Genomic DNA, 23,973 nt, shown 5'->3' with positions numbered 1-23,973 from the left:
AACAAAAATTTAACTATAATTTGCTGGTTTTTAAGATTTTAAACATAGTTAGATGTAAAAAACCAAACGTTAAAATCGCCTTTGATGTAGTAATGTAGTAGTGTTTTTTAACAAAAAACAGGGGTGTTTTTTGCTGAATCAGAAATTTTTAATCAGGAAATTTGAGAGATTTACTTTGCTGTCCAGCCCCATTTTTTTTCGCAATCTGTACCTGTGGACTTCGACTCCTCTCACCGAAATTCCCATTAAAGGAGCAATCTCCTTGGAGGTCAAATTCATTTTGAGATAAGAACAAAGCTTAAGATCCTTACTGCTTAGATTTGGGTATTCTTCCAGCAGATCTTTAAAAAAGTCTTCGTGCAGTTCATTGAAATTGGTTTCAAAAACCTTCCACTCATCCTTATTCTTAATAGCACTGTTTATCTTATTCATTATATGCTTTACCCTAAATTGGTTGGAAAACTTATCTTTATCCTTTTTAAGTTCTCCCTCAATTTCCATCAACACCTCATTCTTCTTAGCGGCCATCATAGTTGAATTGGCCAATTCCTTTCTTTTCAGGTTGATCTCATTTACGAGCCTTTGCTTTTCCAACTTATTAATACGTTCCTGATGTTCCTTTTCGAACTTTTGCTCCAATAACCATTGCTGCTTGTTGAGTTTAAGCCGGTTAAACCAGTAAATAACTGCGATTACGCTCAGAAAAATAAGAATATAGACCAACTTCATCAGGTTAGATAAATACCAGGGAGGTGCGATACTGAAGTGATAAGCCGTAGCTTCACTCTTGTTTTTCTGCGCACTAATGGAAAAGAGCTCAAGCCGGTAGTCCCCGTGTTCCAAGTTCTGGAATTTTATGGTTCCGTTTTCAACTTCGCCTGAAAATTCATTACTACCTGTAAGTTTATAATTAAGACGCGTAGTCTCAGCACCTGGGTTAGCCACAAAGAATTTAATTTCCCTGGCATTATTAAATGCAATTTCAGGACTCGAATCAAGTTTATGTGCCCTTTCGGAATCAACCACTCCCATTAACATAGGGGCATCAAGCGTCTCCCGCTGCTTATCTTCCAAAAGTTGTTTCAGGTCTATCCTGGCGAACCCGTCATTCAGGCTTACGTAATAAATCGAATCTTCTGCCTTAACAAGATTCTCGTTGCCTTTCACAAGGCGCTTATCAAGTTCGTCGAAGGAAATTGTAACCTCTTCCCTCTTAAAGTCGGTATATACCAACGAATTATCTTTTAAGCCGGAGAACCAGTATTCTCCTGGGGCTTCATAAAGTAATTTAAACCCGTTGAATTTCTCCAGTTCGGGAAAAACCTCAAGAGCATCCTGAAACGGGTTATAACGAAACCACTTATCCTGGTTAAACACGGCCACATGATTATTTATCTTATAGATCTCGGCATTATAAGTAGGCTCATCAAGAATACTATCTATTTTCCGGATTTCGGTTGCGCTGTCCAGAGAAGGATTAAGTCCAATTCTGTAAATCCCTTCATAGGGATGTGTAACCCAAATAGTATTGGGGTCCTCAAAGACTATCTTTTTTACGGGAAAATCTATATTTCGTACTTCGGAAACAATGGATGATCTCAGATTTAAGGTCTTTAAGCCCAGATATGAGCCTATAAAACAAAGATCAGGTTCTGAGGGTATTCTTTTTATCTGGTAACTACCAGATTCCCCATCCGCAGGTATAAACCTATAATTTTCTATTTTATAAGTACCGGTATTATGGTTGCTAAACAAACTCCCATCTATTTCTTCGAGATTCCAGCTATGGCCCTGAGCATCCCCGATAAGTTTCAAGCGTTCATCCAGAGTATAAACCCCGGTATTACTGGCCAAATAAAGGTCCTCATTAAAAAACTCGATATCATAAACCGCTCCCAGCTCCCCAGTATCGTTGGTATAGAATTCAATAGGCGATTTAAGATGTATCTCATCAATACCATTATCTAACGCAAGCCAAACGTTTCCGTTTGTTTTAGCAATTCCAAGAACAGTATTGTTTTGCAAGCCTACATTACGGTTATAAACTTCATATTTTTCAGTTCTAAGATCATAGCTTAACAAACCGTTCTGGATAGTCCCAATAAGGAGTTTATTCTCAGAAAACTTCAACATCCTGTTAAATTCAGAACTGCTTAGTTCAGTATTTAGGGCCTCGTCCGGAAAAGAAACAACTCTCTCGCCATCATATTTAAACAATTCGTTCCTGGTACCAATTATAAGTTCATCGTCATCAGTTTCAATATCAAGCACCGTCTCACCTTCAAGTATCTCCTGATTTTCCAGAGGAATCAATTCTTTATTATTCAGTTGGAACAAGCCTTTTTTGCCAACTGCCACGAGGAGCTTACCCCTATAAACACAAAGCTCATTAACCGCAGTCTCAGCGACCAGATTAACTTTACTTCCATCATATTTGTAAATAGCATTAAAGGACCTGAAATAAACATCCTCTTCAAAAGCTACAATCTGCCATATTTCCTCACTTTTCATCTCATAATTCTCAAAATGAGGTATCAAGGAAGTGTATTCCAATTGCCCCTCCGCGTCCCTGCTCCAGTAGCCAAACTCTTTATAGGAACCGGTATATACCCGGTCCCCGTATGGATAAACCGACCTGATAATGGCTCCGGTTTCCAGAGGATAAAGCTGCCAACGCTGTCCATCAAAACTAAGCAAGCCCTGATGGTTAGCGGTATAGACAATCCCATCCTGATCTATCGCAATTCCCCAGTTCTGGCTGGCTGCTTCATAATATACAGACGTATGGTTCTCTATTGGCGGACTTAAGGTTTGAGCAGTTGTCACAAACCAGCATAAAACAAAGTATATCAGCAGGGTTAGATTTCTCACTTTCTCAGGTTTTTAGTCAATTTGTGCAGTTTTTGTATAGGTTAATTCCTGCTACAAAAGTACTATCTTTTGTAACTTTATACCCTATTGTTCGAAAAAACAACCAAGCCAATCCCTATGCGAAAAAATCAGCACCTCTTATTAGTAAGCATTAGCCTGTTACTTTTCAGCTTTTTTTGTTCCTGCAAACAGGAAGAAGAAAAGCGCTTCGTGAAAGCCAAAAAACCGAACATCGTTTTTATAATGACCGATGATCACGCCGCCCAGGCAATTAGTGCATACGGGCATCCCGTTAGCAAACTAGCACCAACGCCTAATATTGACCGAATTGCAGAAAACGGAGCTAAATTCAATAATAATTTTTGCACCAACTCCATATGTGGTCCCAGTCGGGCAGTGATACTAACCGGTAAACACAGCCATATAAATGGATTCCGAATGAATGGGGAGAGTTTTAACGGAGATCAGGCTACCCTTCCGAAATACCTCCAAAAAAGCGGGTATCAAACCGCTATAGTCGGGAAATGGCATCTTGCGGGAAAACCACAGGGCTTTGATTACTGGAATGTGTTGGTAGACCAGGGAAATTATTACAACCCCGATTTCATAAAGGAAAAAGACACAACCCGAATTAAAGGTTACGCAACAGATATTATCACAGAAATGGGGCTTGACTGGATAAAGGAAAACTCAAAAAAAGAAAAGCCATTTTTCCTTATGCTGCATCATAAAGCCCCCCACCGAAACTGGATGCCTGCGTTGAGACATATAAATAAGTATGATTCGGTGCAATTCCCTTTACCGGACACTTATTTTTCTGAACACAAAAATCAGATCGCCGCACAGGAGCAGCTTCAGACAATCTATAAGGACATGTATGAAGGTCACGATCTAAAAATGACGGTTAAAAAAGGGAGCGATTCTTTAAGACATAATCCCTGGAAAAACGATTTTGAGAGAATGACCAAAGAGCAGCGCGATCAGTGGAACGCAGCATACCGGCCTAAAAATGATGCTTTCCACGAAGCTGACCTGAAAGGAAAAGAGCTTGCGAAGTGGAAAGGTCAGCGCTACCTGAGGGATTATCTCTCTACGGTGGCTGCAGTAGATGAGGGAGTCGGCAAGCTATTAGATTATCTTAAAAGCGAAGGCCTTGATGAGAATACTATTATCGTCTACACCACAGACCAGGGCTTTTATCTGGGTGAAAAAGGCTTCTTTGACAAACGATTCATGTATGAAGAATCGCTCGCAATGCCCTTACTTATACAGTATCCTCCTTCAATAGAACCAGGAACAGAAATAAACGCACTTACACAAAATCTGGATTTTGCTCCTACTTTTCTTGATTATGCCGGAGCTGAAGTACCTGAAGAGATGCAGGGAAAATCCCTGAAACCCCTTCTTGAACAAAAGCTTAAGAAAGGTGAAGAATTCAGAAACGCAGTTTATTATCATTATTACGACTTCCCGGCATTTCATATGGTAAAAAGACATTACGGCGTACGCACCGACCGTTATAAATTAATTCACTTTTACGATGATATAGACCAATGGGAAATGTATGACCTCAAAAAAGATCCGGAAGAAGAGAAGAATATCTATAATGAACCAGCATATAGCGAAATCCAGGAGCAACTACATACAACCCTGGATTCCCTTCAAAAGGCATACAATGTAACTGAGAAGGAGTTTGAAACAACCCCGGAAGAAAAGGTGGAGCGGGCATACAGAAATTTTGCAAGACTGGCAGGAAAAGATCCGGATCACTACCCAGAAAACAGGTGATTTTGATAAAAAGTCATTTGTTTCCGGCAAAGTTTTTAATACAAAGAACTCAAAGAATCAGGTTTTAAGCCTGACAATAAATGTTAAAAAGAGTGAAAAAGCCCTAACAAAATTGTAAAAAACCTAAAAAAAACAATTATGTTAAAAGAGTCCCTTGCATAATTAAAAAATAGTTTAAATTTGTTACTTCAACTAATTAAACATATTCAACAATGAAAAAATTATTCTTATTATTTGCCGTAGCATCTATGACCGTATCTCTTTACTCTTGTAGAGAAACTACTGAAGAAAAATCTGAAGAAGCAGTAGAAGCTGTAGGAGAAGACATGGAAAGCGGAATGGAAGAAGCTGGCCAGGAAGTAGAAGAAGCTGCTGAAGAAACTGAAGCAGCAGCTGAAAACGCCGGTGAGGAAATGGAGCAGGAAGTAGACGAAGAGATTCACGAAACTGACGATATGTAATCTTCGCAAAAGATTTACACCAAGCCGTTTTTCACCTGGAAAACGGCTTTTTTAATTAACCCAAATTCCAAACCTATGAAAAGATCACTTTTAATTTTGGCGGCAGTATTCGCTTTATCGCTTAACTCCTGCCGTGAAACCACTGAAGAAAAAACCGAAGAAGCCGTAGAAGCTATAGGTGAAGATATTGAAAATGCTGCTAAGGAAGCCGATGAAAGAATAGAAGAAGGCGCTAAAAAGGTCGAAGAAAAAGTCAAAGAAGAGGTTGACGAAGAAATTCACGAAACCGATGATGTAAATGGCGAAGAAGCCGGAGACATACAATAATTTGTGTCTTATCAAACAAAAAAGCGGAAAGAAAACTTTCCGCTTTTTTGTTTGATAACTCTTGATTATTTTTTTCGCTCTATCACATAGTTCACCATAAGTTCAAGGGAATCTTTATAGGGAGATGAAGGATAGTCCTCCAGGATCACCAGTGCCTCTCTCTGAAACTCCTCCATTCGTTTTACGGCATAATCAAGCCCGCCTTTTTCCTTTACAAAGCATATTACCTCTTGCACTCGTTTCTTATCTTTATTATGATTCTTAACAGAGTTAATAAGCCAGGCTTTTTCTTTTTTATCTGAATTATTGATGGCATAGATCAAAGGAAGGGTCATTTTTTGCTCCTTGATATCAATACCCGTAGGTTTTCCGATCTTCTCTTCTCCATAATCAAAAAGATCATCTTTTATCTGGAACGCCATTCCTATCAGTTCCCCAAACCTTCGCATTTTGGCAATCTCGTTGGAATCGGGCTTCACAGAAGCCGCTCCCAGGCTGCAACAGGCAGCAATAAGCGTTGCGGTCTTTTGCCTGATAATATCATAATATACAGCCTCGGTAATATCCAGTCTTCTGGCTTTTTCGATCTGCAGTAATTCCCCTTCACTCATTTCCCTTACCGCAACTGAAATGATCTTAAGCAAATCGAAGTCATTATTATCTATTGACAGTAAAAGTCCTTTAGAAAGCAGGTAATCACCTACCAAAACAGCGATCTTATTCTTCCACAATGCATTAATGCTAAAAAATCCGCGCCTACGGTTAGAATCGTCTACCACATCGTCGTGAACCAGCGTTGCAGTATGGATAAGCTCTATAACCGAAGCACCCCTATAAGTCCGCTCATTCACCGTGCCTTCAGAAACCATTTTGGCAACCAAAAACACGAACATAGGACGCATTTGCTTCCCTTTTCGGTTTACAATATAATGAGTGATACGGTTTAGAAGGGCTACCTTGGAAGACATCGATTCGAAAAATTTCTTTTCGAAAAGCTCCATCTCCTTCTCAACGGGAAGTTTTATTTGGGAAATTACCTTCATTTAGGGCAACAAAGATAATTATTTATGCCAAATAGGCGCGTTTTAATCGAGGTATCCTTAAGCCGATTTATTTGCCAGCTGTCCACAGGCTGCATCTATATCTTTTCCTCTGGAGCGCCTTACGGTCACGGTAATCCCATTATTCTCCAGCATATTTTGATACATATCGGTCGCCTTAGAAGAAGCCTGCTGAAAATCACCATCATCTATAGGATTATACTCGATAAGATTTACCTTGCAAGGAACATATTTACAAAACTTCACTAAAGCCTCGGCATCCTTGCGGGTATCGTTGATGTCTTTCCATACTATGTACTCATAGGTGATACGACTTTTGGTTTTGGAATACCAGTATTCAAGCGCGTTCCTAAGATCCTCAAGCGGGAAGGTCTCATTAAAAGGCATAATTTGGGTACGGACCTCGTCTATTGCCGAATGAAGGGAAACGGCAAGCTTGATCTTGGCTTCATCGTCAGCCAGTTTCTTGATCATTTTAGGCACCCCTGACGTAGATATAGTGATACGCTTAGGCGACATTCCCAATCCATCTTCAGAGGTGATCTTTTCTACCGCCTTCATCACATTATTGTAGTTCATAAGGGGTTCACCCATCCCCATAAATACAATGTTGGAAAGAGGACGGTCAAAGTATAAACGGCTTTCATTATCTATTGCCACTACCTGATCGTAGATCTCATCCGGATTGAGATTACGCATACGCTTTAAACGCGCTGTTGCACAAAACTGACAATCAAGACTACAACCTACCTGAGAAGAAACACAAGCCGTAGTCCTTGAAGCTGTTGGTATAAGCACCGATTCTACAGTAAGACTATCGTGCAGTTTAACGGCATTTTTAATAGTACCGTCATTACTGCGCTGCATACGGTCTACCCGAATATGATTTATCACGAAGTTATCCTTCAGCATCTGGCGGGTCTCCTTCGAAATATTGGTCATTTCCTCAAACTCGTGCACGCCTTTATTCCAAAGCCATTCATAAACCTGAGAACCTCGGAAAGATTTATCTCCTTCAGCTACAAAAAATTCCTGCAATTGCTTCTTGGTAAGCGCCCGTATGTCTTTCTTCTTATTTTTCACGCTGCAAAAGTAAAAAGAATATTAGGATTTCTATGCCAAACTTAAGCTAAGTATTTATAACTCAATCAGTAATACCTATAACCAAAAAAACCACCAATACCCTGAGATAGTGGTGGTTCTGTTTATTTTTGAAACTCATTAAAGGATCAGCATCGCATCTCCGTAAGTATAGAATTTGTATTCTTCTTTCACTGCTTCTTCATAAGCTCTTTTCATAAAATCGTGTCCTGCAAAGGCCGAAACCATCATTAACAGGGTAGACTTAGGAGTATGGAAGTTAGTGATCATACAGTTGGCAATACTAAAGTCGTATGGAGGGAAAATGAACTTGTTCGTCCATCCGCTGAATTCGTTCAAAGTATGGTCTGAAGAAACGGAACTCTCAAGCACACGCATCACGGTGGTACCTACGGCACAAACCTTACGGTTCTCACGTTTCGCTTTGTTAATAGATTCGGTGGCCTTTTTCTCGATAAAAGCTTCCTCACTATCCATTTTATGTTTTGAAAGGTCTTCAACCTCAACCGGGCTAAAAGTACCAAGGCCAACGTGAAGGGTCACTTCTGCAAAATCTATCCCTTTTATCTCAAGACGTTTCAGCAGGTGTTTTGAAAAATGCAGCCCCGCAGTTGGTGCGGCCACGGCTCCTTCTTTTTTTGCATAAATAGTCTGGTAACGCTCCTGATCTTCAGGTTGCACCTCTCTTTTTATATACTTGGGAAGCGGAGTTTCTCCCAGTTCCTTAAGTTTCTTTCTGAAATCTTCATAGGAGCCGTCGTAAAGGAATCTCAGGGTTCTCCCACGAGAAGTAGTATTATCAATAACTTCGGCAACAAGACTTTCATCTTCTCCAAAATACAGTTTATTCCCAATTCTTATCTTTCTTGCAGGATCTACAAGTACATCCCAAAGCTTGGTTTCCGGATTAAGTTCTCTTAAAAGAAAAACCTCGATCCTCGCTCCGGTCTTCTCTTTGTTACCGTATAAACGTGCTGGAAAAACCTTGGTGTTATTGAGCACCATAACATCTTCCGGCTCGAAATAATCTATTAGATCCTTAAATTTTTTATGTTCAATTGTCTGCTCCTTCCGGTTAAGTACCATTAACCTTGCCTCATCACGATTCTCTGAAGGGTACTCGGCCAAAAGCTCTTTTGGAAGTTCAAAATTGAAGTGTGAAAGTTTCATTCCCATAACTGTATTTTTTTTGAAAGCAGGCAAATATACAATCTCAAGGTAGGGGTTGTCAAGTAATCAGCCGTTTATTTAAGAATTAGTGATTAAATCTCCTCTACAGAAAGGCCCAGTTGCTTCAAATCTTCCCAAAAAGAGGGATAAGATTTAGATACAACTCCGGCATCCTCAATTCCCAGCGACACTTTTAATGCAAGCGGAGCAAAAGCCATCGCCATTCTATGGTCATTATAGGTGGCCACACTCACATCCTGATTAAGCCTTTTACAGGAATAAAGCCTGAGTGAATCATTACTGATCTCCACATCGGCTCCAAATTTTTCCATTTCCGTTTTCAACGCCACAAGCCGGTCGGTTTCCTTTATTTTCAGGGTATGAAGCCCGTTAAGCTCACACTCTACACCCAGCGCGAGACAGGTAACCGCTATGGTCTGGGCAATATCCGGTGAATTCCTCAGGTCCTCAATAAGTTTACGTGGTTTTTTACCCGAAGTCTTTTTAAGGCTTATTGAATTATCTTCAAAAATGGTTTCTACCCCAAATTTCCTGTAAATTTCAGCCAGGCAGGAATCTCCCTGAAGGCTGGACCTCCTGTAATTAGATAACTTCAATTCAGCAGTTTCACTAACAGCTGCAAGGCTGTAAAAATAAGAAGCTGAACTCCAGTCAGACTCCACCTGTAAAGTTGTGGGTGCCAGTTTTGAAACAGGCTCTATAGAGACCACATTATCTTCAAGTGTACCGGCTAGCCCGGCATTATGCATAATTTCAAGGGTCATTAACAGGTAAGGTGCCGAAGTGATCTGGCCCTTCAGGTGTATTTCCAGGCCGGAAGCCAATCCCGGTGCAATTAGCATCAATGCCGAAATATACTGGCTGCTAATATTAGCCTGTACATGAACCTCGCTTTCCCTGATCTCTTTACCTTTTATTCGCAAGGGCGGGTAACCTTCTTCTTTCACATATGCGATTTCGGCTCCGAGGCTTCTTAAAGCGTCAACCAATAGTTTTATTGGCCGCTCCTGCATTCTTTTGCTTCCGGTGAGAACAACCTCCCGCCCCACCTGGCAGGAAAAATATGCTGTAAGAAATCGCATTGCGGTACCCGCATGATGGATATCGATGGTCTCTTCTTCAGATTCCAGGGCTGCCTTAAGATATCTTGTGTCGTCACTATCAGACAAATTCTCTATCTTAAGTTCGGGATAAAGCGCCTGCAGGATGAGCAGACGATTAGATTCACTCTTAGAGCCGGTGATCTTGAGGTTCCCGGATAAATTATTGCTTCTACTTGATAACTTGATATTCATTTTCAGGAAAACCGCTTATTTATTTCGGGACTCTTTTTTCTCTCTTATCCTAAACTGGCCATAGGATAGAATCAGGCCATACAGGAGCGCAGAGATTATCTGGGCGATGGTGAATCTTATCCATAATCCATTGGCCATTTTATCCTGATAAAAAGCATCGAAGTTTAACCCTCCATACTCAAACAGCATACTCACCAGGTTATAAATTATTACAAAGCCAATCCCCAGATATACAACAGATTTCCAGAAAGCTTTTTGTGCAACTATACTCTTAAAGCCCATTACTGAAGTTTTTCGTTGTTCTTATGCCTGTTCTTGTCTCTCTTTGTTTTGATATCCAGCTTCCTGTCGAAAGCTTCCTGCAGGTTAACCCCGGTCTGGTTGGCCAGACAAAGTACTACAAAGACCACATCGGCAAGCTCTTCTCCCAGGTCCTTGTCCTTATCGCTCTCCTTTTCACTTTGCTCCCCGTATCGGCGGGCAATAATACGCGCTACTTCTCCTACTTCTTCGGTTAGCTGGGCCATATTGGTAAGCTCGTTAAAGTACCTGACCCCGTGTTCATTTATCCATTCATCAACAGCTTTCTGCGCGTCTTCAATATTCATTCTTTAGGTTTTTGATAATACAATTACTTCACTGTGTTTTTCAACAATTTTAGAATAGAAATCCTTTAAAAACTCATAATCGGCAGAGGAGTATACAATATTATTAAGATCAAGCTCCGTCTGAATCCTTAAAAAGTTTCCGTTCTGGCTCACAATATATTTAAAAATTCCCGCATTATCCTTAAACTTTATCACAGCACTTTCCGGCATCGATTCAATTGCATATCCCTTAGGCAGCATAATATTCACTGTATTTCCCTGTACTGAAGGAAAATCGAAGAAGATCGGATAGTTTCGCTCTTCAGCCTTAAACGGATTTTCTTCTAATGCCGTAAAAAATAGTGGATTCAAATATACCTTATCATTAATGATTTCCATCCCGTTTTCCAGCTCAAAATTGTAGGTTTCCTTAATATCTTTACCCACTTCTTTGGCATTGCTAGTTTCAATGTTTGAAATTACAATATTCCCTTTATCTTTTTCAAGAATTTCAAGATATTTCTCGGGATTAAGATCTAAATAATTATCCCTGTATCGTTTTGCATACAGACCGCTGAAAATATTCATCGATTTTCCTTCAAGATGAAGGCTGTCATCCATTTTTACATTTAAAATGGTTTCATTCTTCGATTTATAGGCCGGGGTAAGGCTAACCCAGGCAGAGCTTCCGCTATCCCTGATCACCCTTCCCTGCCAGTTCCTGGCGCGCTCCGGAAGCTCTCCAAACGAAGCCTTTTCATCTGTAGCATCAAGAAGAATAATTTGTTCAGGAAGTTCTATACTTGAAATGATATAATTAAATCCATTTTTGGTTGGAAAGATCGGAATCCCGTTGTCCTGCGTACTTAATATCACCGGACTTGAGTTTAGCCCCGCATACCTCAGCATTGCCGTAAGCATCAGGTTGATATCGGCCACACTGCCTTCCCCATCCTTATACGCAGACTTAGCCCCGTTATCGGGAGAAATTCCTCTGTAATTATTCCATTTCACCTTAGACTTAACAAAATTATAAATCAAATGGGCCTTTTGAAGCGGATCTGTAACACCCGCAAGTAATTTATCTATATCCTTATCGAAATAATTATCCTTCTCGATCTCGTTTTCTATCCCATTATCGTCATAGATAGATTTGGCAACATCTTCCCAGGTTAGAGAATAATTCTCTACCGTGGAATTCGGGAATCGGGTGTACTGTAACTCCCACTTTAAATATGCCGCATAATTTCCTAAATAATCCACATAAGGCTCATCCTTAAGTGCAGGAATATCAGATTCACTAATCGTATATATGTTCTGAAGAAACTCCACCTTATTGCGGTTAAAATTATTCTTCACAGTCTTAAGTCCCGTCCCCCCGGTTCGGTTATTGGTAGTAAAACTGTATGAGAACATATCTTTATCCTGTTTGATATCGAAAAATATTGGCGATTTGGGGTTGAAGTGCATTTTAAAGCCAAGATATTCAGGAACCATAACTTTTGTTTCAAGACGGTTTATCGGGATCATTTCCTGAAGTGCAATATCATCTATAGACACAAGAAAAGGAGAACGGATGCTGTACTTGTACTCTATAACACTACCATCAGTCACAGCGGGCATTGTAAATTTCACCTTATCGCGATACTTGCTTACTTCTTCTTCAAAAACCTCTCTGTTTCTAAGCTTTTCATCTTCAAGCTTTCCGTTCTTGATATTGTAGGTATAGGCCTTTAAACCTGCAACATCTTCTTTAGAAGACCCGTCCTTATAAGTGAGTATTTCTTTGGTAGCCCAGTCATAGCCTTCCTTATTGTAGATCTTTATCCTCTCGTGAACATCGGTAACCAGGGTGAAACCGGTAGATTGATTGAATTCAAAAGACACCTTATGCTTACGGTAAAGTATTGCCGCATTGGCTTCCTTATCTTTCGGGTGAACCTTTTCAAGTACTTCTTCCTTTGAAACTTCTCCAAATTCAAAATCCTGAGCGAAACCGGTACCGATAAAGCCCAAAATGAATACAAATAAATAAATTGATCTCATAATAGTAAAGTTTAGTTGGTTGTAACAATCACAGCTTTTTGATTGCACGATATATTGATCTTGTTCATAAAGTTTCTGAATTCTGAAAAAGAAGCTGCAGGCCACTTACCTTCATTAATTACATAATTCCTTTTCACATCTATAACCTTTGCGCCTTCCTCTTCTTTGAGTTCACACTGAAATCTGAATTTTCCAAATTCATTTTCCAGATCTATATTTTCCGGAAGAGCCTCTACCTTGAACCCGGCCGGCAAAACATATTTAAAATGCTCTTTCTGGGACTCGCCTCTTAAGATCTCCACCGGTTTATTCCGGTCTTCATCTCGTTGAAGCCTGTAAATATCGGGGAGCAGAAAGTTAAGCGAGAGCAAAAGCCGGTTTCCCGCAGGAGTAGCCAGTTTCTTTCCATTCACTTTTAGCTTCTCGGTAAATACCTGATTCTTCCTGTCATTATGGAAATCCTTGGTTTCAATTTCAAGACTGTGCAGGTGTCCCCAGCCTTCCAGGTAAAAGTTTTCTATGTCGTCTTCACTCTGGTCTTTTAACGGATAAATATTCCCGTATTCCACTCCTGTACTGCTCCTCACTATCTCTGCGGAATAATTCCCGTCTTTATCAAGCTTCACCAGGCAGTTTATATCCCTGTTATTATCACTGGCAGAATACTTTCGTGTTTTAACGATCTCTCCGCCTTCGGGCTTTACCAGCAATACATTTCGGTTGTCGGTGAAGTCCCCTAAGTAATCGAAAGGATGAGTTTGACTGGTACATTCCAGCCAGATGTCATCTCCTTCTTCCTGAGGCACATTCAGGATCACGTGATTTCCCTGCATTGAAGCGAAATCTCCGTCTATATCGGTTATTTCATCTCCCGCAAATACCACAGCATAATTTGATGCGATCCCTTGGGAATCCAGCAAAGCTCTTGTATAATTGGTAAGGGCTTTACAATCTCCATACCCCAGGCGGTCCACATCTGAAGCTTTCATAGGCTTCCAGCCTCCAATGCCAAGCTGAACACTTATATATCTGGTCTTTTCCTGAACATATTCATAGATTAGCCTGGCTTTTTCCCTTTCTGTTTCGGCACTGGCTATCAGATTGCTTATTTTTTCAACGGTCCCGCTTGAAAGCTCATCGGTTCCCTTCAGCAGATTTTCATACTGCCATTTTCCAAAATCCTTCCAGTTATCAGCCCTTCCTTCAACCCCTACAAGCGAAAAGTTCTTTAGGGCCACCCTTACCTGTGGCATAAAATCCTCAAGATCTGGGCTAAGTGGTTCATATTTATAGGCGGGCAAATTATTCACTGCATAATCTAATTCAAATTGAGAAGTGGCTTTCTTAAGGTCAAGACTATCCAGGTTCAATTCCTGAAACCTTATGGGAATATGGCTTGGATTTCTAAGCTTATAAGAAGACTGCTCCACACTTAAATAATAAGAAGGCAAAGGTCGCCAGGACCTCAAAAAAGCAGTAGAACCACTTTCCACCTCACTTTCATAAACAACGGTGTATGGATATTCCCGGGGAGTATATTCCAGGTAACTCAGTCTGGAGTCGTCATATAGGTTATTATCGCTTACCATACTGCGGTCGCGAAAATCCTTTTCTTTTATCTTTTCTATCTCTTCTCCACTCTTATCATAGATATAAGCGCGCTGATGTTTGATCTTGGTTTCATCATCATAAAACTCGTAGGCACGAACATAACGGTCTCCGTAATCATTGAGCACAGTGACAACCCGGGTAAGACGCATCACCTGCTTGTTAACAGATTCAACATCTACCTCAATACTTTGTTTTCTAACAACAGCATTGGCATTTTTCTTTAAGCTAGCAGGGATCGCACTTACGGAATAGTCACTCTCCTGGCCAAGTAGGGAAGATGAAGCCAGCACGAGCAACAAACAGAATAATTTGCGCATTCGTAGAACTTGAGTTGTTTAGAACGGCAATATATTAAAAATTTAACTCTTTTTAACTTCTATTTTTAGAATCTATTAAGATTGTGACAGGTCCGTCATTGATAAGTGAAACTTTCATATCGGCTCCAAACTCTCCTGTACCAACATTTTTCCCCAATGTTTCCTCCAGAGCGGAGACAAATTCTTCGTATAGCGGAATAGCAACTTCGGGTTTAGTCGCCTTGATATAACTGGGGCGATTCCCCTTCCTGGTACTCGCGTGAAGCGTAAACTGACTTACTACGATTGCACTACCGCTTACATCTAACAAAGAATCGTTCATCACCCCCTTTTCATCATTAAAAATCCTCATTTTGGCGATTTTATTACAAAGCCAGCCAATATCTTCCCTGGAGTCTTCATCCTCTATTCCCAACAGGATGAGGAGTCCTTTTCCAATTTCCGATTTAACTTTTTCATCGATGGTTACAGAGGCTTCTGAAACCCTTTGTAATACTACTCTCATTTCTTTGAATAATTATCAATTCGGTAATTATCGTCTTCTCCCTCCAGGATCTGCAAATAACTTTTATACCTGGACCAGGCGATCTCTCCTTCTTCCAGGGCCTGCTTTACGGCACACTTGGGCTCGTTAAGGTGAAGACAGTTGTGAAATTTACAATTTTGCTTTAGTCTGAAAAACTCCGGAAAGAAATCCCCAAGTTCTTCCCGCTCTATATCCACAACACCAAAACCTTTGATTCCAGGGGTGTCAATAATGCGGGCGTCAAAGCTAAGATCAAACATCTCGGCAAAAGTGGTAGTATGCTGACCCTGTTTATGCTGCTCTGAAATTTCAGAAGTTTTAAGGTTCATACCGGGTTCAATAGCATTGATAAGCGTTGATTTTCCGGTTCCACTATGCCCCGAGAACATACTGGTCCTTCCGGTCATCATTTCTTTAACCTTATCTACATTCTTTCCGGTCTTGGCTGAAATCCCGACACACTCATAACCCACATTTCTGTATAATGCAGCCAGGAACTTGATCTCGGCCAGCTCCTCTTCGTTATAGGTATCTATTTTATTGAAAAGTAAGACCGCTTTTACGTCATAGGCCTCAGCCGTAACCAGAAAACGATCGATGAAAGTGGTAAACGTAGGCGGGTTATTCAACGTAACCAACAGGAACACCTGGTCTATATTGGCCGCAATGATATGGGTTTGTTTGGAAAGATTTACCGATCGCCTGATAATATAATTATCGCGCTCCTCTATTTTCTTTATGACCCCAACAACCTCTTCAGCCTTATCTTCCAGGTCGAAAACCACCTTGTCTCCCACAGCTACGGGGTTCGTATTCTTGATTCCCTTGATCCTGAATTTCCCCTTCAGCCGGCAATCATAGAATTTCCCGTCATCCTCCGACTTAACCTGATACCAGCTTCCTGTAGATTTATATACCGTTCCTTTCATTATTTCAGCTCCAGAAGATTTTTTCTAACAAATGTTAATTTTTTTAAGATATATTTGATACACTAATCAAAATACAATATTTAATATGAGCAAAATTACATTTAAATTATTTATCGGCCTTATGGTCCTGCTTACAGGGTTTTCTTCTAACGCCCAAACTAATCTCTTTGAACATCCCGATTTTGAAAGCATTGCAAAAGACCATAAAAAGATCGCAATTATCCCATTTCAGGCAAAGGTAAAGTTACGTCCTAAACAAATGAAGGAAATCACCGTGGAAGATTTAAAAGAACTTGAAAAAGGTGAAGGCCTTGCCATCCAGAGTTCAATGTATTCCTGGTTCTTAAAAAGAAAAAAAAGGGGCGATCTGTTTATAGATGTTCAGGATCCTAAAAGAACTAATGCCTTATTATACCAGAACAATATAGAAGACACCGCTCTTCACACTTCTGAAGAGCTTGCCGAAATTCTTGGTGTTGATGCCGTGATAAGCGGAAACTTTGAAACCGACAAACCTATGTCTGAAGGAGCTTCCATAGCCCTGGGCCTTCTTGTTGGCTTTTGGGGCACCACCAATTCAGCAACCATAAATATGAGCGTCAACAATGCCGGTACCGGGGAGTTGCTTTGGAACTACAACAAAAGAGTAGCCGGAGGACTGGGTAGCAGTACAGATCAGCTTATTAATAAACTAATGAGAAAAGCTTCCAGACGCTTAGCCTATACAAAATAATTTCCGTTCCAGATTAAATAAAAACCTCACGGCAATTTCCCGTGAGGTTTCTTTTTTATGGAAAACACTGATTTTCTATTGATCGTGCAACACCTTTTTCTGGTGATTAATGGATTCCTGGTGAACTGCTTTAAATAAACGCAGGATAAATTCTTCGCTTAGCCCGTGCTGCTCTCCCTCAAGCACCATTTTCCCAAGGATCTCGTTCCAGCGCTTTGACTGAAGTATGGCAACGTTCTGGGACTTCTTCACCTGCCCGATCTCCTCGGCGATCTTCATTCTTTTTGAAAGCAGTTCGATCAGCTTATTATCGGCCACATCTATCTTTGCCCTTAGATTGCTTAGTTTTTTCTGAAATTCTTCACTTTCAGAAACCTCCTTCCTGATCTTCAGGTCTTTCATAATCTGAACAAGGGTTTCAGGGGTTATCTGTTGTGCCGCATCACTCCAGGCTTTATCAGGAGTATGATGGGTTTCCACCATTAGCCCGTCGTAATTAAGGTCAAGCCCGGTCTGGCACAGGTCAAAAATAATATCCCTTCTTCCCGCAATATGTGAAGGGTCAAGGATTAGTGGCAGGTCAGGAAATTTATTCTGCAATTCGATAGCGATCTGCCATTCCGGATTGTTTCGGTATTTCGTCTTCTCATAGCTCGAGAATCCGCGATGGATCACCCCAAGATTATTGATATCGGCAGTATACAAACGTTCAACGGCTCCAAGCCATAATGAAAGATCGGGGTTCACCGGATTTTTTACCAGTACGGTCTTATCGGTTCCCTTAAGGGCATCAGCGATCTCCTGAACGATGAAAGGTGACACCGTGGTACGAGCCCCAATCCACAGGATATCCACATCGTGTTTCAGCGCAAGGTCTACGTGATGAGGATTAGCCACCTCTGTAGTGGTAAGCATTCCCGTTTCTTCCTTGGCCTTCTGAAGCCATTTCAGACCAAGAGCTCCCACACCTTCAAAGTTTCCCGGCCTTGTTCTGGGTTTCCAGATTCCCGCCCGCAAAACCGTGGCATCGGTATCTTTAAGCTGATGTGCAATTGTAAGTACCTGCTCTTCCGTCTCGGCACTACAAGGCCCCGCAATTACCAACGGGTGGTCAAGGCCAAAATCGTCTAACCAGTTTCTGAGTTCTTTCTTGTTTTCCATATTCTACAGTTTTACAGTGGAATTAATTCCGTTTAAAATATCTTTTATATGATTCGTTCTTTCCATTTCTTCAAAAACCCTCTCAAATTCGTCTTTTTCTATAAGGTTCCTGAAATCGGTTAGATTGTTTATATATTCATTTAATGTCTCCAGCACGTTGGTCTTGTTTTCCCTGAAAATTGGGGTCCACATTGCCGGAGAGCTTTTTGCCAGCCTTACCGTAGAGGCAAATCCGCTTCCCGCAAGATCGAAAATATCACGCTCATTCTGCTCCTTTTCCAGCACCGTTTTTCCGAGCATAAAGGAACTGATATGGGACAGATGCGACACATATGCTATATGCCTGTCGTGAGCTTTGGGATCCATATACCTGATCCTCATTCCAAGTCTTTGGAATATCTCCAGCGCCCTCTCCTGAAGCTTAAAAGCGGTCTTTTCCACTTCACAGATAATATTGGTCTTATTCCTGTAAAGGTTTGAGATGGCAGCTTCCGGCCCTGAAAACTCGGTCCCCGAAATGGGATGAACAGCCAGAAAGTTTCTCCTTTTTGAGTGCCCGGCCAGTTCATTGCAGATCCCTTCTTTAGTAGATCCCGCATCAAAAACCAGTGTATTTTCTCCTGCCAGATCAAGCACCTCTTTAGTCACTTTAATGCTCACATCCACAGGCACCGCAACTATGACCACATCGGCTTTTGCAACTTCCGAAATTTCAGCGGCTTCATCCACAAGCCCCAGTTCAAGGGCCTTTTCCAGATGCTCTTTATTGGAATCTGTTCCAAGGATCTTCACCTCCCTGAATTCAGATCTCAGATCCAGGGCAAAAGAGCCGCCTATCAATCCTATTCCTATTACCTGTACTCTCATTTCTTTATCCTTTTAATGGCGGTTTCTATTTTCTCTTCGGCTGCGCAAAGCGAGAACCTCACATAGCCCTCTCCCCGGCTCCCGAAAATGAAGCCCGGTGCTATAAAAATGCTATGCTTATGTAACAGGTCATCCACAAATTTTTCAGAAGTTGTGCCGTTTGGTACTTTGGCCCAAACGAACATTCCCGTTTGATCTGCCGATGGTTTACAGTTAAGCTGTGTTAAAAGCTCATTCACTTTTTCCTTTCTGGCAGCATAGATCTTATTCTGTGACTCAAACCATTTTTTCGGAAGCCTCAGGGCCGCGGCTGCTCCAGCCTGCAAGGGATAGAACATCCCGCTGTCCATATTCGTCTTCACCTTCAGGATACTTTGCAAGTTCTTCTCACTTCCGCAAACCATCCCTATACGCCATCCGGCCATATTGAAGCTCTTGCTCAGGGAGTTCAGTTCAAGAACCACCTCCCTGGCTCCTTCGGTCTCCAGGATACTTTTAGGATGATCGTTCAGAATAAAACTGTATGGATTATCATTTACGATCAGGATCTTATGTTTTTTAGCAAATTCCACCAGTTCCTTGAACACGGCTTTATCGGCTGAAGCTCCCGTTGGCATATGAGGATAATTCACCCACATCAGCTTTACCTTGCTTAGGTCTGATTTCTCCAGGGCCTTGAGATCAGGATTCCAGTTGCTTTCTTCATTAAGTTCATAATAAACGGGCCTGGCTCCCACCAGTTTTGTTACCGAAGTATAAGTGGGGTATCCGGGATTGGGGATCAACACCTCATCGCCTTCGTTCAAAAAGGCCATTGAAATATGGGTGATCCCTTCCTTACTCCCCATAAGCGGCAATATCTCGGTATCGGGATCCAGTTTTACGTCATAATGATTTTTATAGAATTCCTGAATGGCTTTTCTGAAGTCCCCCGTCCCCTTGTAAGGCTGATACTGGTGTGCAGCAGGATTAGCCATTGCTTCATTCAGTTCTGCAATCACCTGCGGGGGTGGCGGCAGGTCAGGACTGCCTATCCCCAGATTAATGACAGGCTTCCCCTGTGCCTCCAGAGCCCTTACCTCTCTAAGCTTAGCCGAGAAATAGTATTCCTTTACGTGATCTAATCTTGTTGCCTGCTGTATCATTATAAGCGGTTTCTGTAAGTTCCTAATACTTTTAATTCTTCCGTCATCGCCTTTAGAATGTCCATTGCTTTCAGAAATTCTTCATAATCTTCGAAGGTCACATCTATAAAGAATGAATATTTCCAGGGCGTCTCAATTATCGGCATACTCTGTATCTTGGTCATATCAAGGTTAAAATCCCTTACGATATTCAGTACCGAGACCAGGCTGCCGCGTTTACTTTCAAGTTCAAATTTCAAAGAAGCCTTATCGATTTTCTCCCCATTGGGTTCCTTCAGCTGCGTGCTCAGGATCAAAAAACGGGTGGCATTGCTCTTCTTGGTATGAATACTTTCCTTCAGAATATTAAGCCCGAAGATCTCGGCTGCCGACCTGCTGGCCACGGCCGCCACGTGCTTCGAACCTTTTTCTGAGATCCGCTTCGCCGCTTCAGCAGTATCTGCATCTTCAATGAGCTTGATATGCGGATATCCCTTAAAGAACTGCTTGCACTGAAGCAGCGCCATAGGATGGGAATACACCTTTTTGATATCTTCTATCTCCTGGCCCGGCAGAGCCATCAGGTTCATATCTATAGGAATGTAATGCTCCCCGACCACCTTCAGGTTATGCTCGTCTATAAGTGCGTAATTAGGCAAAATTGAACCCGCAATGGAATTCTCTATTGCCATCACCCCTTCACTGGAACGGCCATCCACCAGGCTATTGGCAACTTCCTGGAAAGACATACACTCCAGCACTGGGATACCTTCCCCGTAATATTGCTGTGCCACCAGATGATGAAATGAGCCCTGTATTCCCTGAATTCCGATAATCTTTTCCATTTAAAATTTGAATAAAAAAAAGTCCCGACTTTAAATCGGGACTTTTTTATATAATCTTATGAAGTAATTACATAGCATTCCCGTTCCTATTTCCGAAATAGAAATAAAAATAATAGAATGCGTTCCAGGTAAAAACTCCGTTCATTGCTTTAACTTTGAACGACTAAAGTAGTATTTAATTTCAAAATGAAAAACCTTTTTCAAACTTTTCAGGAATTGTCAAAATCCAAATGATTTTTTAACCGAATCTTCAAAGAATAAAGTCAGCAGTTTCCTGAAATTCCGAATAATTCATCGGGTATTTTCCCGTTATTCCTATTGAAGGAATTGCCCTCCATATACGGAGGAAAAAATTAATGATTACTTTTGAAAAAAATCCAGCTATGTCGGTTTCGGTTGAAGAAATATCCAAGTTTTACGGAGAGCAAAAAGCGCTGAATTCAGTTTCCTTTTCCATTGAGAGAGGTGAAATCGTTGGATTCTTAGGCCCGAACGGAGCAGGAAAATCCACATTGATGAAGATCCTTACCGGATACCTGCCTCCTTCAGAAGGCATCGCCAAGGTAAACGGACTTTCGGTGCAGGACGACATACACGAGATCCAGAAGAATATCGGTTACCTTCCTGAACATAACCCGTTGTATACAGATATGTTCGTGAGAGAATACCTAGGCTTCAACGCGAAGATCTACGGAATTGACAAGAACAGGATCGAGGAGGTAATCAAACTTACCGGACTTAGCCCTGAAGCGAACAAGAAGATAGAACAGCTGTCCAAGGGGTACCGGCAAAGAGTGGGGATAGCCTCTGCCCTGCTTCATAATCCCGATGTTCTCATCCTGGACGAACCCACCACCGGGCTTGACCCGAACCAGCTGGCAGAGATCAGGAATCTTATCAAAAACATTGGCAAAGACAAAACTGTTTTCCTTTCCACTCATATTATGCAGGAGGTGGAAGCCATTTGCGAACGGGTGATCATCATTAACAACGGGGAGATCGTAGCCGATAAAAAGCTGGAGGATCTAAGAAATGAAGAGGAACAGGTGATCCTGGTGGAATTTGATTACCAGATCGAGAATGTCGCTATAAAGAAATTACCGAATTTGAAGTCGATGAAGAGTTTAGGCGGATTTGCCTACGAACTCACCTTCGATACCCAAAAAGATATGAGACCTGTTGTTTTTGATTTCGCACACGATAACGGTCTGAAAACGGTGCAGCTAAACAGAAAAACCAAGAACCTGGAAAGCCTGTTTGCCGAACTTACTCAAAAATAAGACGGCCTTTATAATGCTCCTTTACATTCACTTCGGGCGGCCTGTTTTTTGAAATAACATCGCCAAACCCGTAAATATCTCCCTTTATTGACTGCTGCGGATTCACAATAAGTTTATTGGTTCCACGATGGAAAATATCATAATGCTGCACAATTAAGTCTGCTGCTTCCAGCCTTCCGTCTCCCCCGGCAAAGAAAATATCTGCAGTCCCAACATTCCCCGTCAGGAAGTAATTCGAAAAATTATCGTTCGTGATTCTGAGCCTTTCAACATTCAGTTCAAGAATAAAGTCGCCATTGGTATGAATATCAGGATCCATTTCCTGGTTAAAGGAACGCAGCCATAGTTCAGGAAAATTCAGCGTTCCTATGCTTTCTATCGCACTCCCGCTGCTGTTCTGAAGCCAATTAAGCGTAGGAGTGGTCAGGTAAACTTTGGTCACCTCATAATCCCTGAACAGGTTACAGGCATTGGTATTCCTGATGCTCAGCCGGTTATCTTTAACCTCGAGGCTTACTTCTTCCAGCAAATTTTCCCCGGTTTCTATAGTCGCCGAATATTCTTCGCCCTGCTGAATAAAAAGCTTTACCCGCTCATAGACCATTACCTCTTCAAAAGCTTCAAGCTGAACTTCCTTTTTCACGATCTTTCCTGCGGTCTGAAAACAGTCCGGAGCCTTCTCGGTATCGCAGGAAGCAAGGCCGAGCAGCAGGATCCATAATATTACAACTAGTTTTTTCATAACCTGTAACCGATTGAAAATTCCACGGCTTCAGCATTCGCCCAGTGTGAACGTACCGTAATTGAGCCCCATAAATCAGGAGTGATTATTCTTTTCAAACCTATCCTGTTATATAGTCTTTCCACGTAATGTTCATAGGGATAGTATACATAATATCCCAATTGGGTGATCACAGATAATTTATTAAAAGTAAGCTGGTGCCCTACGAAAGCTCCTATGCGTTTTGCATCTTCATCGCCTTCGGTCTCTCCCAAGGGAAAAGCAATAGATTCATATCGAATCCTTTCTTCCATCGCCTTGGAGAGAAAAAGCTCGGTCCCCGCCTGCAGGGTACTTTTGTGATTCACCACCTTATCTGCAAACGCGGTCAGCGTTAGGAACGGGTATTGTTCCGAACCTATCACCCCCATCGTGTTCACACCGCTTCTCAACACAAAGTTATAATGAAAAGGCTCGGTGTATTTTTCCTTTCTTCTCTTCGGAACATAAGAGGGCAGTTCATTTTCTCCAATTCTATAGTTCAGCCCCAGGTTAAAAGTGAAGGTATTGGTACTGGCATTCGGCGATTTAAAATCGGCGTTGGAATAATGGATGAGAGAGATCCCTCCCTGCAGGCCCAATCCTTCAAAAATGTTTTCCTTCTTATAATTAGCCATCAAATACGTACTGCTCAGCAATCGCGAACCATAAGCCTTATTCCTGAAATTATCATCGGGATGATACGGGTCCGAAGTCATCGCCAGCCCCTGTCCTATTCGCAACATCAGGTTCCGTTTAAAAAAATAAAAGTTCATATGGGCGTAAAGCCCATAATTATCACCCAGGTACGGATTCTTCATATCCTGATAGGTAAAACTGTAACCGATGTCCGGATAATTATAACGGCGTTCCCAGGCTTTCTTTCCGAAAGTCTTCCGGTTAAAGCTTAGAATTAATCCCGTGGGATGGCCTGTTATGAGGTGGGCAAGATCGGGGTTATGTTCTGCGATGGTGCCGTAAAAATAACTGGCGTCCAGAAAATAATGATTTTTGTCCTTCTCCTGGGCCAGAATGCTACAGCAGAAAAACAGAAAAAAATAACCCGTAATTTTCCTCATAGGACACAAATGT

At 41.5% G+C, this 23,973-nt stretch carries 22 protein-coding genes; 5 read left to right on the top strand and 17 right to left on the bottom strand.

Going from position 1 to position 23,973, the window contains the following annotated elements; translation table 11 throughout:
* Positions 1-138: 138 nt before the first annotated feature.
* On the bottom strand, positions 139-2,871 hold the full coding sequence (locus ACFQ3Q_RS04930; RefSeq protein WP_380743516.1) for a helix-turn-helix and ligand-binding sensor domain-containing protein: 2,733 nt from the start codon (positions 2,869-2,871) through the stop codon (positions 139-141).
* Between the two features lie 117 nt (positions 2,872-2,988).
* On the opposite strand from ACFQ3Q_RS04930, the gene ACFQ3Q_RS04925 reads away from it, so the two are divergent.
* The 3 genes from ACFQ3Q_RS04925 (at position 2,989) to ACFQ3Q_RS04915 (ending at position 5,447) form a co-directional block, all read left to right on the top strand.
* The gene (locus tag ACFQ3Q_RS04925) at positions 2,989-4,659 is read left to right on the top strand and encodes a sulfatase family protein (protein WP_380743514.1); all 1,671 of its coding nucleotides are present in this window, start codon (positions 2,989-2,991) and stop codon (positions 4,657-4,659) included.
* A gap of 212 nt (positions 4,660-4,871) precedes the next feature.
* Positions 4,872-5,120, top strand: a complete 249-nt coding sequence (locus tag ACFQ3Q_RS04920; protein WP_380743512.1) for a hypothetical protein — start codon at positions 4,872-4,874, stop codon at positions 5,118-5,120.
* Between the two features lie 75 nt (positions 5,121-5,195).
* Complete coding sequence (locus ACFQ3Q_RS04915; RefSeq protein WP_380743510.1) at positions 5,196-5,447, top strand: hypothetical protein; 252 nt, start codon at positions 5,196-5,198, stop codon at positions 5,445-5,447.
* 65 nt (positions 5,448-5,512) lie between these two features.
* Here the strand turns inward: ACFQ3Q_RS04915 and ACFQ3Q_RS04910 are convergent, their stop codons facing one another.
* From ACFQ3Q_RS04910 to rsgA, 10 genes are all read right to left on the bottom strand, one after another.
* Positions 5,513-6,490, bottom strand: a complete 978-nt coding sequence (locus tag ACFQ3Q_RS04910) for a polyprenyl synthetase family protein (RefSeq protein WP_380743508.1) — start codon at positions 6,488-6,490, stop codon at positions 5,513-5,515.
* Between the two features lie 57 nt (positions 6,491-6,547).
* A complete protein-coding gene (gene rlmN / locus ACFQ3Q_RS04905; RefSeq protein WP_380743505.1) occupies positions 6,548-7,591 on the bottom strand; it encodes a 23S rRNA (adenine(2503)-C(2))-methyltransferase RlmN in 1,044 nt (347 codons plus the stop codon).
* 138 nt (positions 7,592-7,729) lie between these two features.
* Positions 7,730-8,779, bottom strand: coding sequence for a tRNA preQ1(34) S-adenosylmethionine ribosyltransferase-isomerase QueA (gene queA, locus ACFQ3Q_RS04900; protein ID WP_380745591.1), 1,050 nt, complete (start codon positions 8,777-8,779; stop codon positions 7,730-7,732).
* Between the two features lie 92 nt (positions 8,780-8,871).
* The gene (locus ACFQ3Q_RS04895; protein ID WP_380743503.1) at positions 8,872-10,095 is read right to left on the bottom strand and encodes a 3-phosphoshikimate 1-carboxyvinyltransferase; all 1,224 of its coding nucleotides are present in this window, start codon (positions 10,093-10,095) and stop codon (positions 8,872-8,874) included.
* Positions 10,096-10,110: 15 nt separating this feature from the next.
* On the bottom strand, positions 10,111-10,377 hold the full coding sequence (locus ACFQ3Q_RS04890) for a hypothetical protein (protein ID WP_380743501.1): 267 nt from the start codon (positions 10,375-10,377) through the stop codon (positions 10,111-10,113).
* On the bottom strand, positions 10,377-10,703 hold the full coding sequence (locus ACFQ3Q_RS04885) for a nucleotide pyrophosphohydrolase (protein WP_380743499.1): 327 nt from the start codon (positions 10,701-10,703) through the stop codon (positions 10,377-10,379). Before ACFQ3Q_RS04885 ends, ACFQ3Q_RS04890 begins: the two co-directional genes overlap by 1 nt.
* A 3-nt stretch (positions 10,704-10,706) precedes the next feature.
* Positions 10,707-12,728, bottom strand: a complete 2,022-nt coding sequence (locus ACFQ3Q_RS04880; protein ID WP_380743497.1) for a DUF3857 domain-containing protein — start codon at positions 12,726-12,728, stop codon at positions 10,707-10,709.
* Between the two features lie 11 nt (positions 12,729-12,739).
* Positions 12,740-14,656: a DUF3857 domain-containing protein gene (locus ACFQ3Q_RS04875; protein WP_380743495.1), complete on the bottom strand. Its 1,917-nt coding sequence runs from the start codon at positions 14,654-14,656 to the stop codon at positions 12,740-12,742.
* 52 nt (positions 14,657-14,708) lie between these two features.
* Positions 14,709-15,161: a D-aminoacyl-tRNA deacylase gene (gene dtd, locus ACFQ3Q_RS04870; RefSeq protein ID WP_380743493.1), complete on the bottom strand. Its 453-nt coding sequence runs from the start codon at positions 15,159-15,161 to the stop codon at positions 14,709-14,711.
* Positions 15,158-16,111, bottom strand: coding sequence for a ribosome small subunit-dependent GTPase A (gene rsgA, locus ACFQ3Q_RS04865; protein ID WP_380743491.1), 954 nt, complete (start codon positions 16,109-16,111; stop codon positions 15,158-15,160). The genes dtd and rsgA overlap by 4 nt, the downstream gene beginning before the upstream one ends.
* Positions 16,112-16,196: 85 nt before the next feature.
* Here rsgA and ACFQ3Q_RS04860 point away from each other — a divergent pair, with 85 nt between their 5' ends.
* The gene (locus ACFQ3Q_RS04860) at positions 16,197-16,844 is read left to right on the top strand and encodes a hypothetical protein (RefSeq protein WP_380743489.1); all 648 of its coding nucleotides are present in this window, start codon (positions 16,197-16,199) and stop codon (positions 16,842-16,844) included.
* Positions 16,845-16,919: 75 nt separating this feature from the next.
* On the opposite strand, the gene ACFQ3Q_RS04855 is transcribed toward ACFQ3Q_RS04860, so the two are convergent.
* Genes ACFQ3Q_RS04855 through ACFQ3Q_RS04840 form a run of 4 tightly spaced genes read right to left on the bottom strand, consistent with a single transcriptional unit; the run spans position 16,920 to position 20,841 of the window.
* On the bottom strand, positions 16,920-18,005 hold the full coding sequence (locus ACFQ3Q_RS04855; protein ID WP_380743486.1) for a chorismate mutase: 1,086 nt from the start codon (positions 18,003-18,005) through the stop codon (positions 16,920-16,922).
* Positions 18,006-18,008: 3 nt separating this feature from the next.
* Entirely contained in the window at positions 18,009-18,872 is an 864-nt protein-coding gene (locus tag ACFQ3Q_RS04850) for a prephenate dehydrogenase (RefSeq protein WP_380743485.1), read from the bottom strand.
* The gene (locus tag ACFQ3Q_RS04845; RefSeq protein ID WP_380743483.1) at positions 18,869-20,017 is read right to left on the bottom strand and encodes a pyridoxal phosphate-dependent aminotransferase; all 1,149 of its coding nucleotides are present in this window, start codon (positions 20,015-20,017) and stop codon (positions 18,869-18,871) included. The genes ACFQ3Q_RS04850 and ACFQ3Q_RS04845 overlap by 4 nt, the downstream gene beginning before the upstream one ends.
* A complete protein-coding gene (locus ACFQ3Q_RS04840) occupies positions 20,017-20,841 on the bottom strand; it encodes a prephenate dehydratase (protein WP_380743481.1) in 825 nt (274 codons plus the stop codon). Before ACFQ3Q_RS04840 ends, ACFQ3Q_RS04845 begins: the two co-directional genes overlap by 1 nt.
* A gap of 383 nt (positions 20,842-21,224) precedes the next feature.
* On the opposite strand from ACFQ3Q_RS04840, the gene gldA reads away from it, so the two are divergent.
* The gene (gene gldA / locus ACFQ3Q_RS04835; protein WP_380743480.1) at positions 21,225-22,121 is read left to right on the top strand and encodes a gliding motility-associated ABC transporter ATP-binding subunit GldA; all 897 of its coding nucleotides are present in this window, start codon (positions 21,225-21,227) and stop codon (positions 22,119-22,121) included.
* Here gldA and ACFQ3Q_RS04830 read toward each other — a convergent pair.
* Both ACFQ3Q_RS04830 and ACFQ3Q_RS04825 read right to left on the bottom strand, forming a co-directional pair.
* On the bottom strand, positions 22,108-22,863 hold the full coding sequence (locus tag ACFQ3Q_RS04830) for a head GIN domain-containing protein (RefSeq protein WP_380743478.1): 756 nt from the start codon (positions 22,861-22,863) through the stop codon (positions 22,108-22,110). The genes gldA and ACFQ3Q_RS04830 overlap by 14 nt on opposite strands.
* Complete coding sequence (locus ACFQ3Q_RS04825; protein WP_380743477.1) at positions 22,860-23,960, bottom strand: acyloxyacyl hydrolase; 1,101 nt, start codon at positions 23,958-23,960, stop codon at positions 22,860-22,862. The genes ACFQ3Q_RS04830 and ACFQ3Q_RS04825 overlap by 4 nt, the downstream gene beginning before the upstream one ends.
* Positions 23,961-23,973: the final 13 nt, after the last annotated feature.

The sequence above is a fragment of the Salegentibacter chungangensis genome (genome assembly GCF_042678405.1).
In the GTDB taxonomy this organism is placed as follows: domain Bacteria; phylum Bacteroidota; class Bacteroidia; order Flavobacteriales; family Flavobacteriaceae; genus Salegentibacter_A; species Salegentibacter_A chungangensis.
This window is presented reverse-complemented; position numbering and strand designations above follow the sequence as displayed.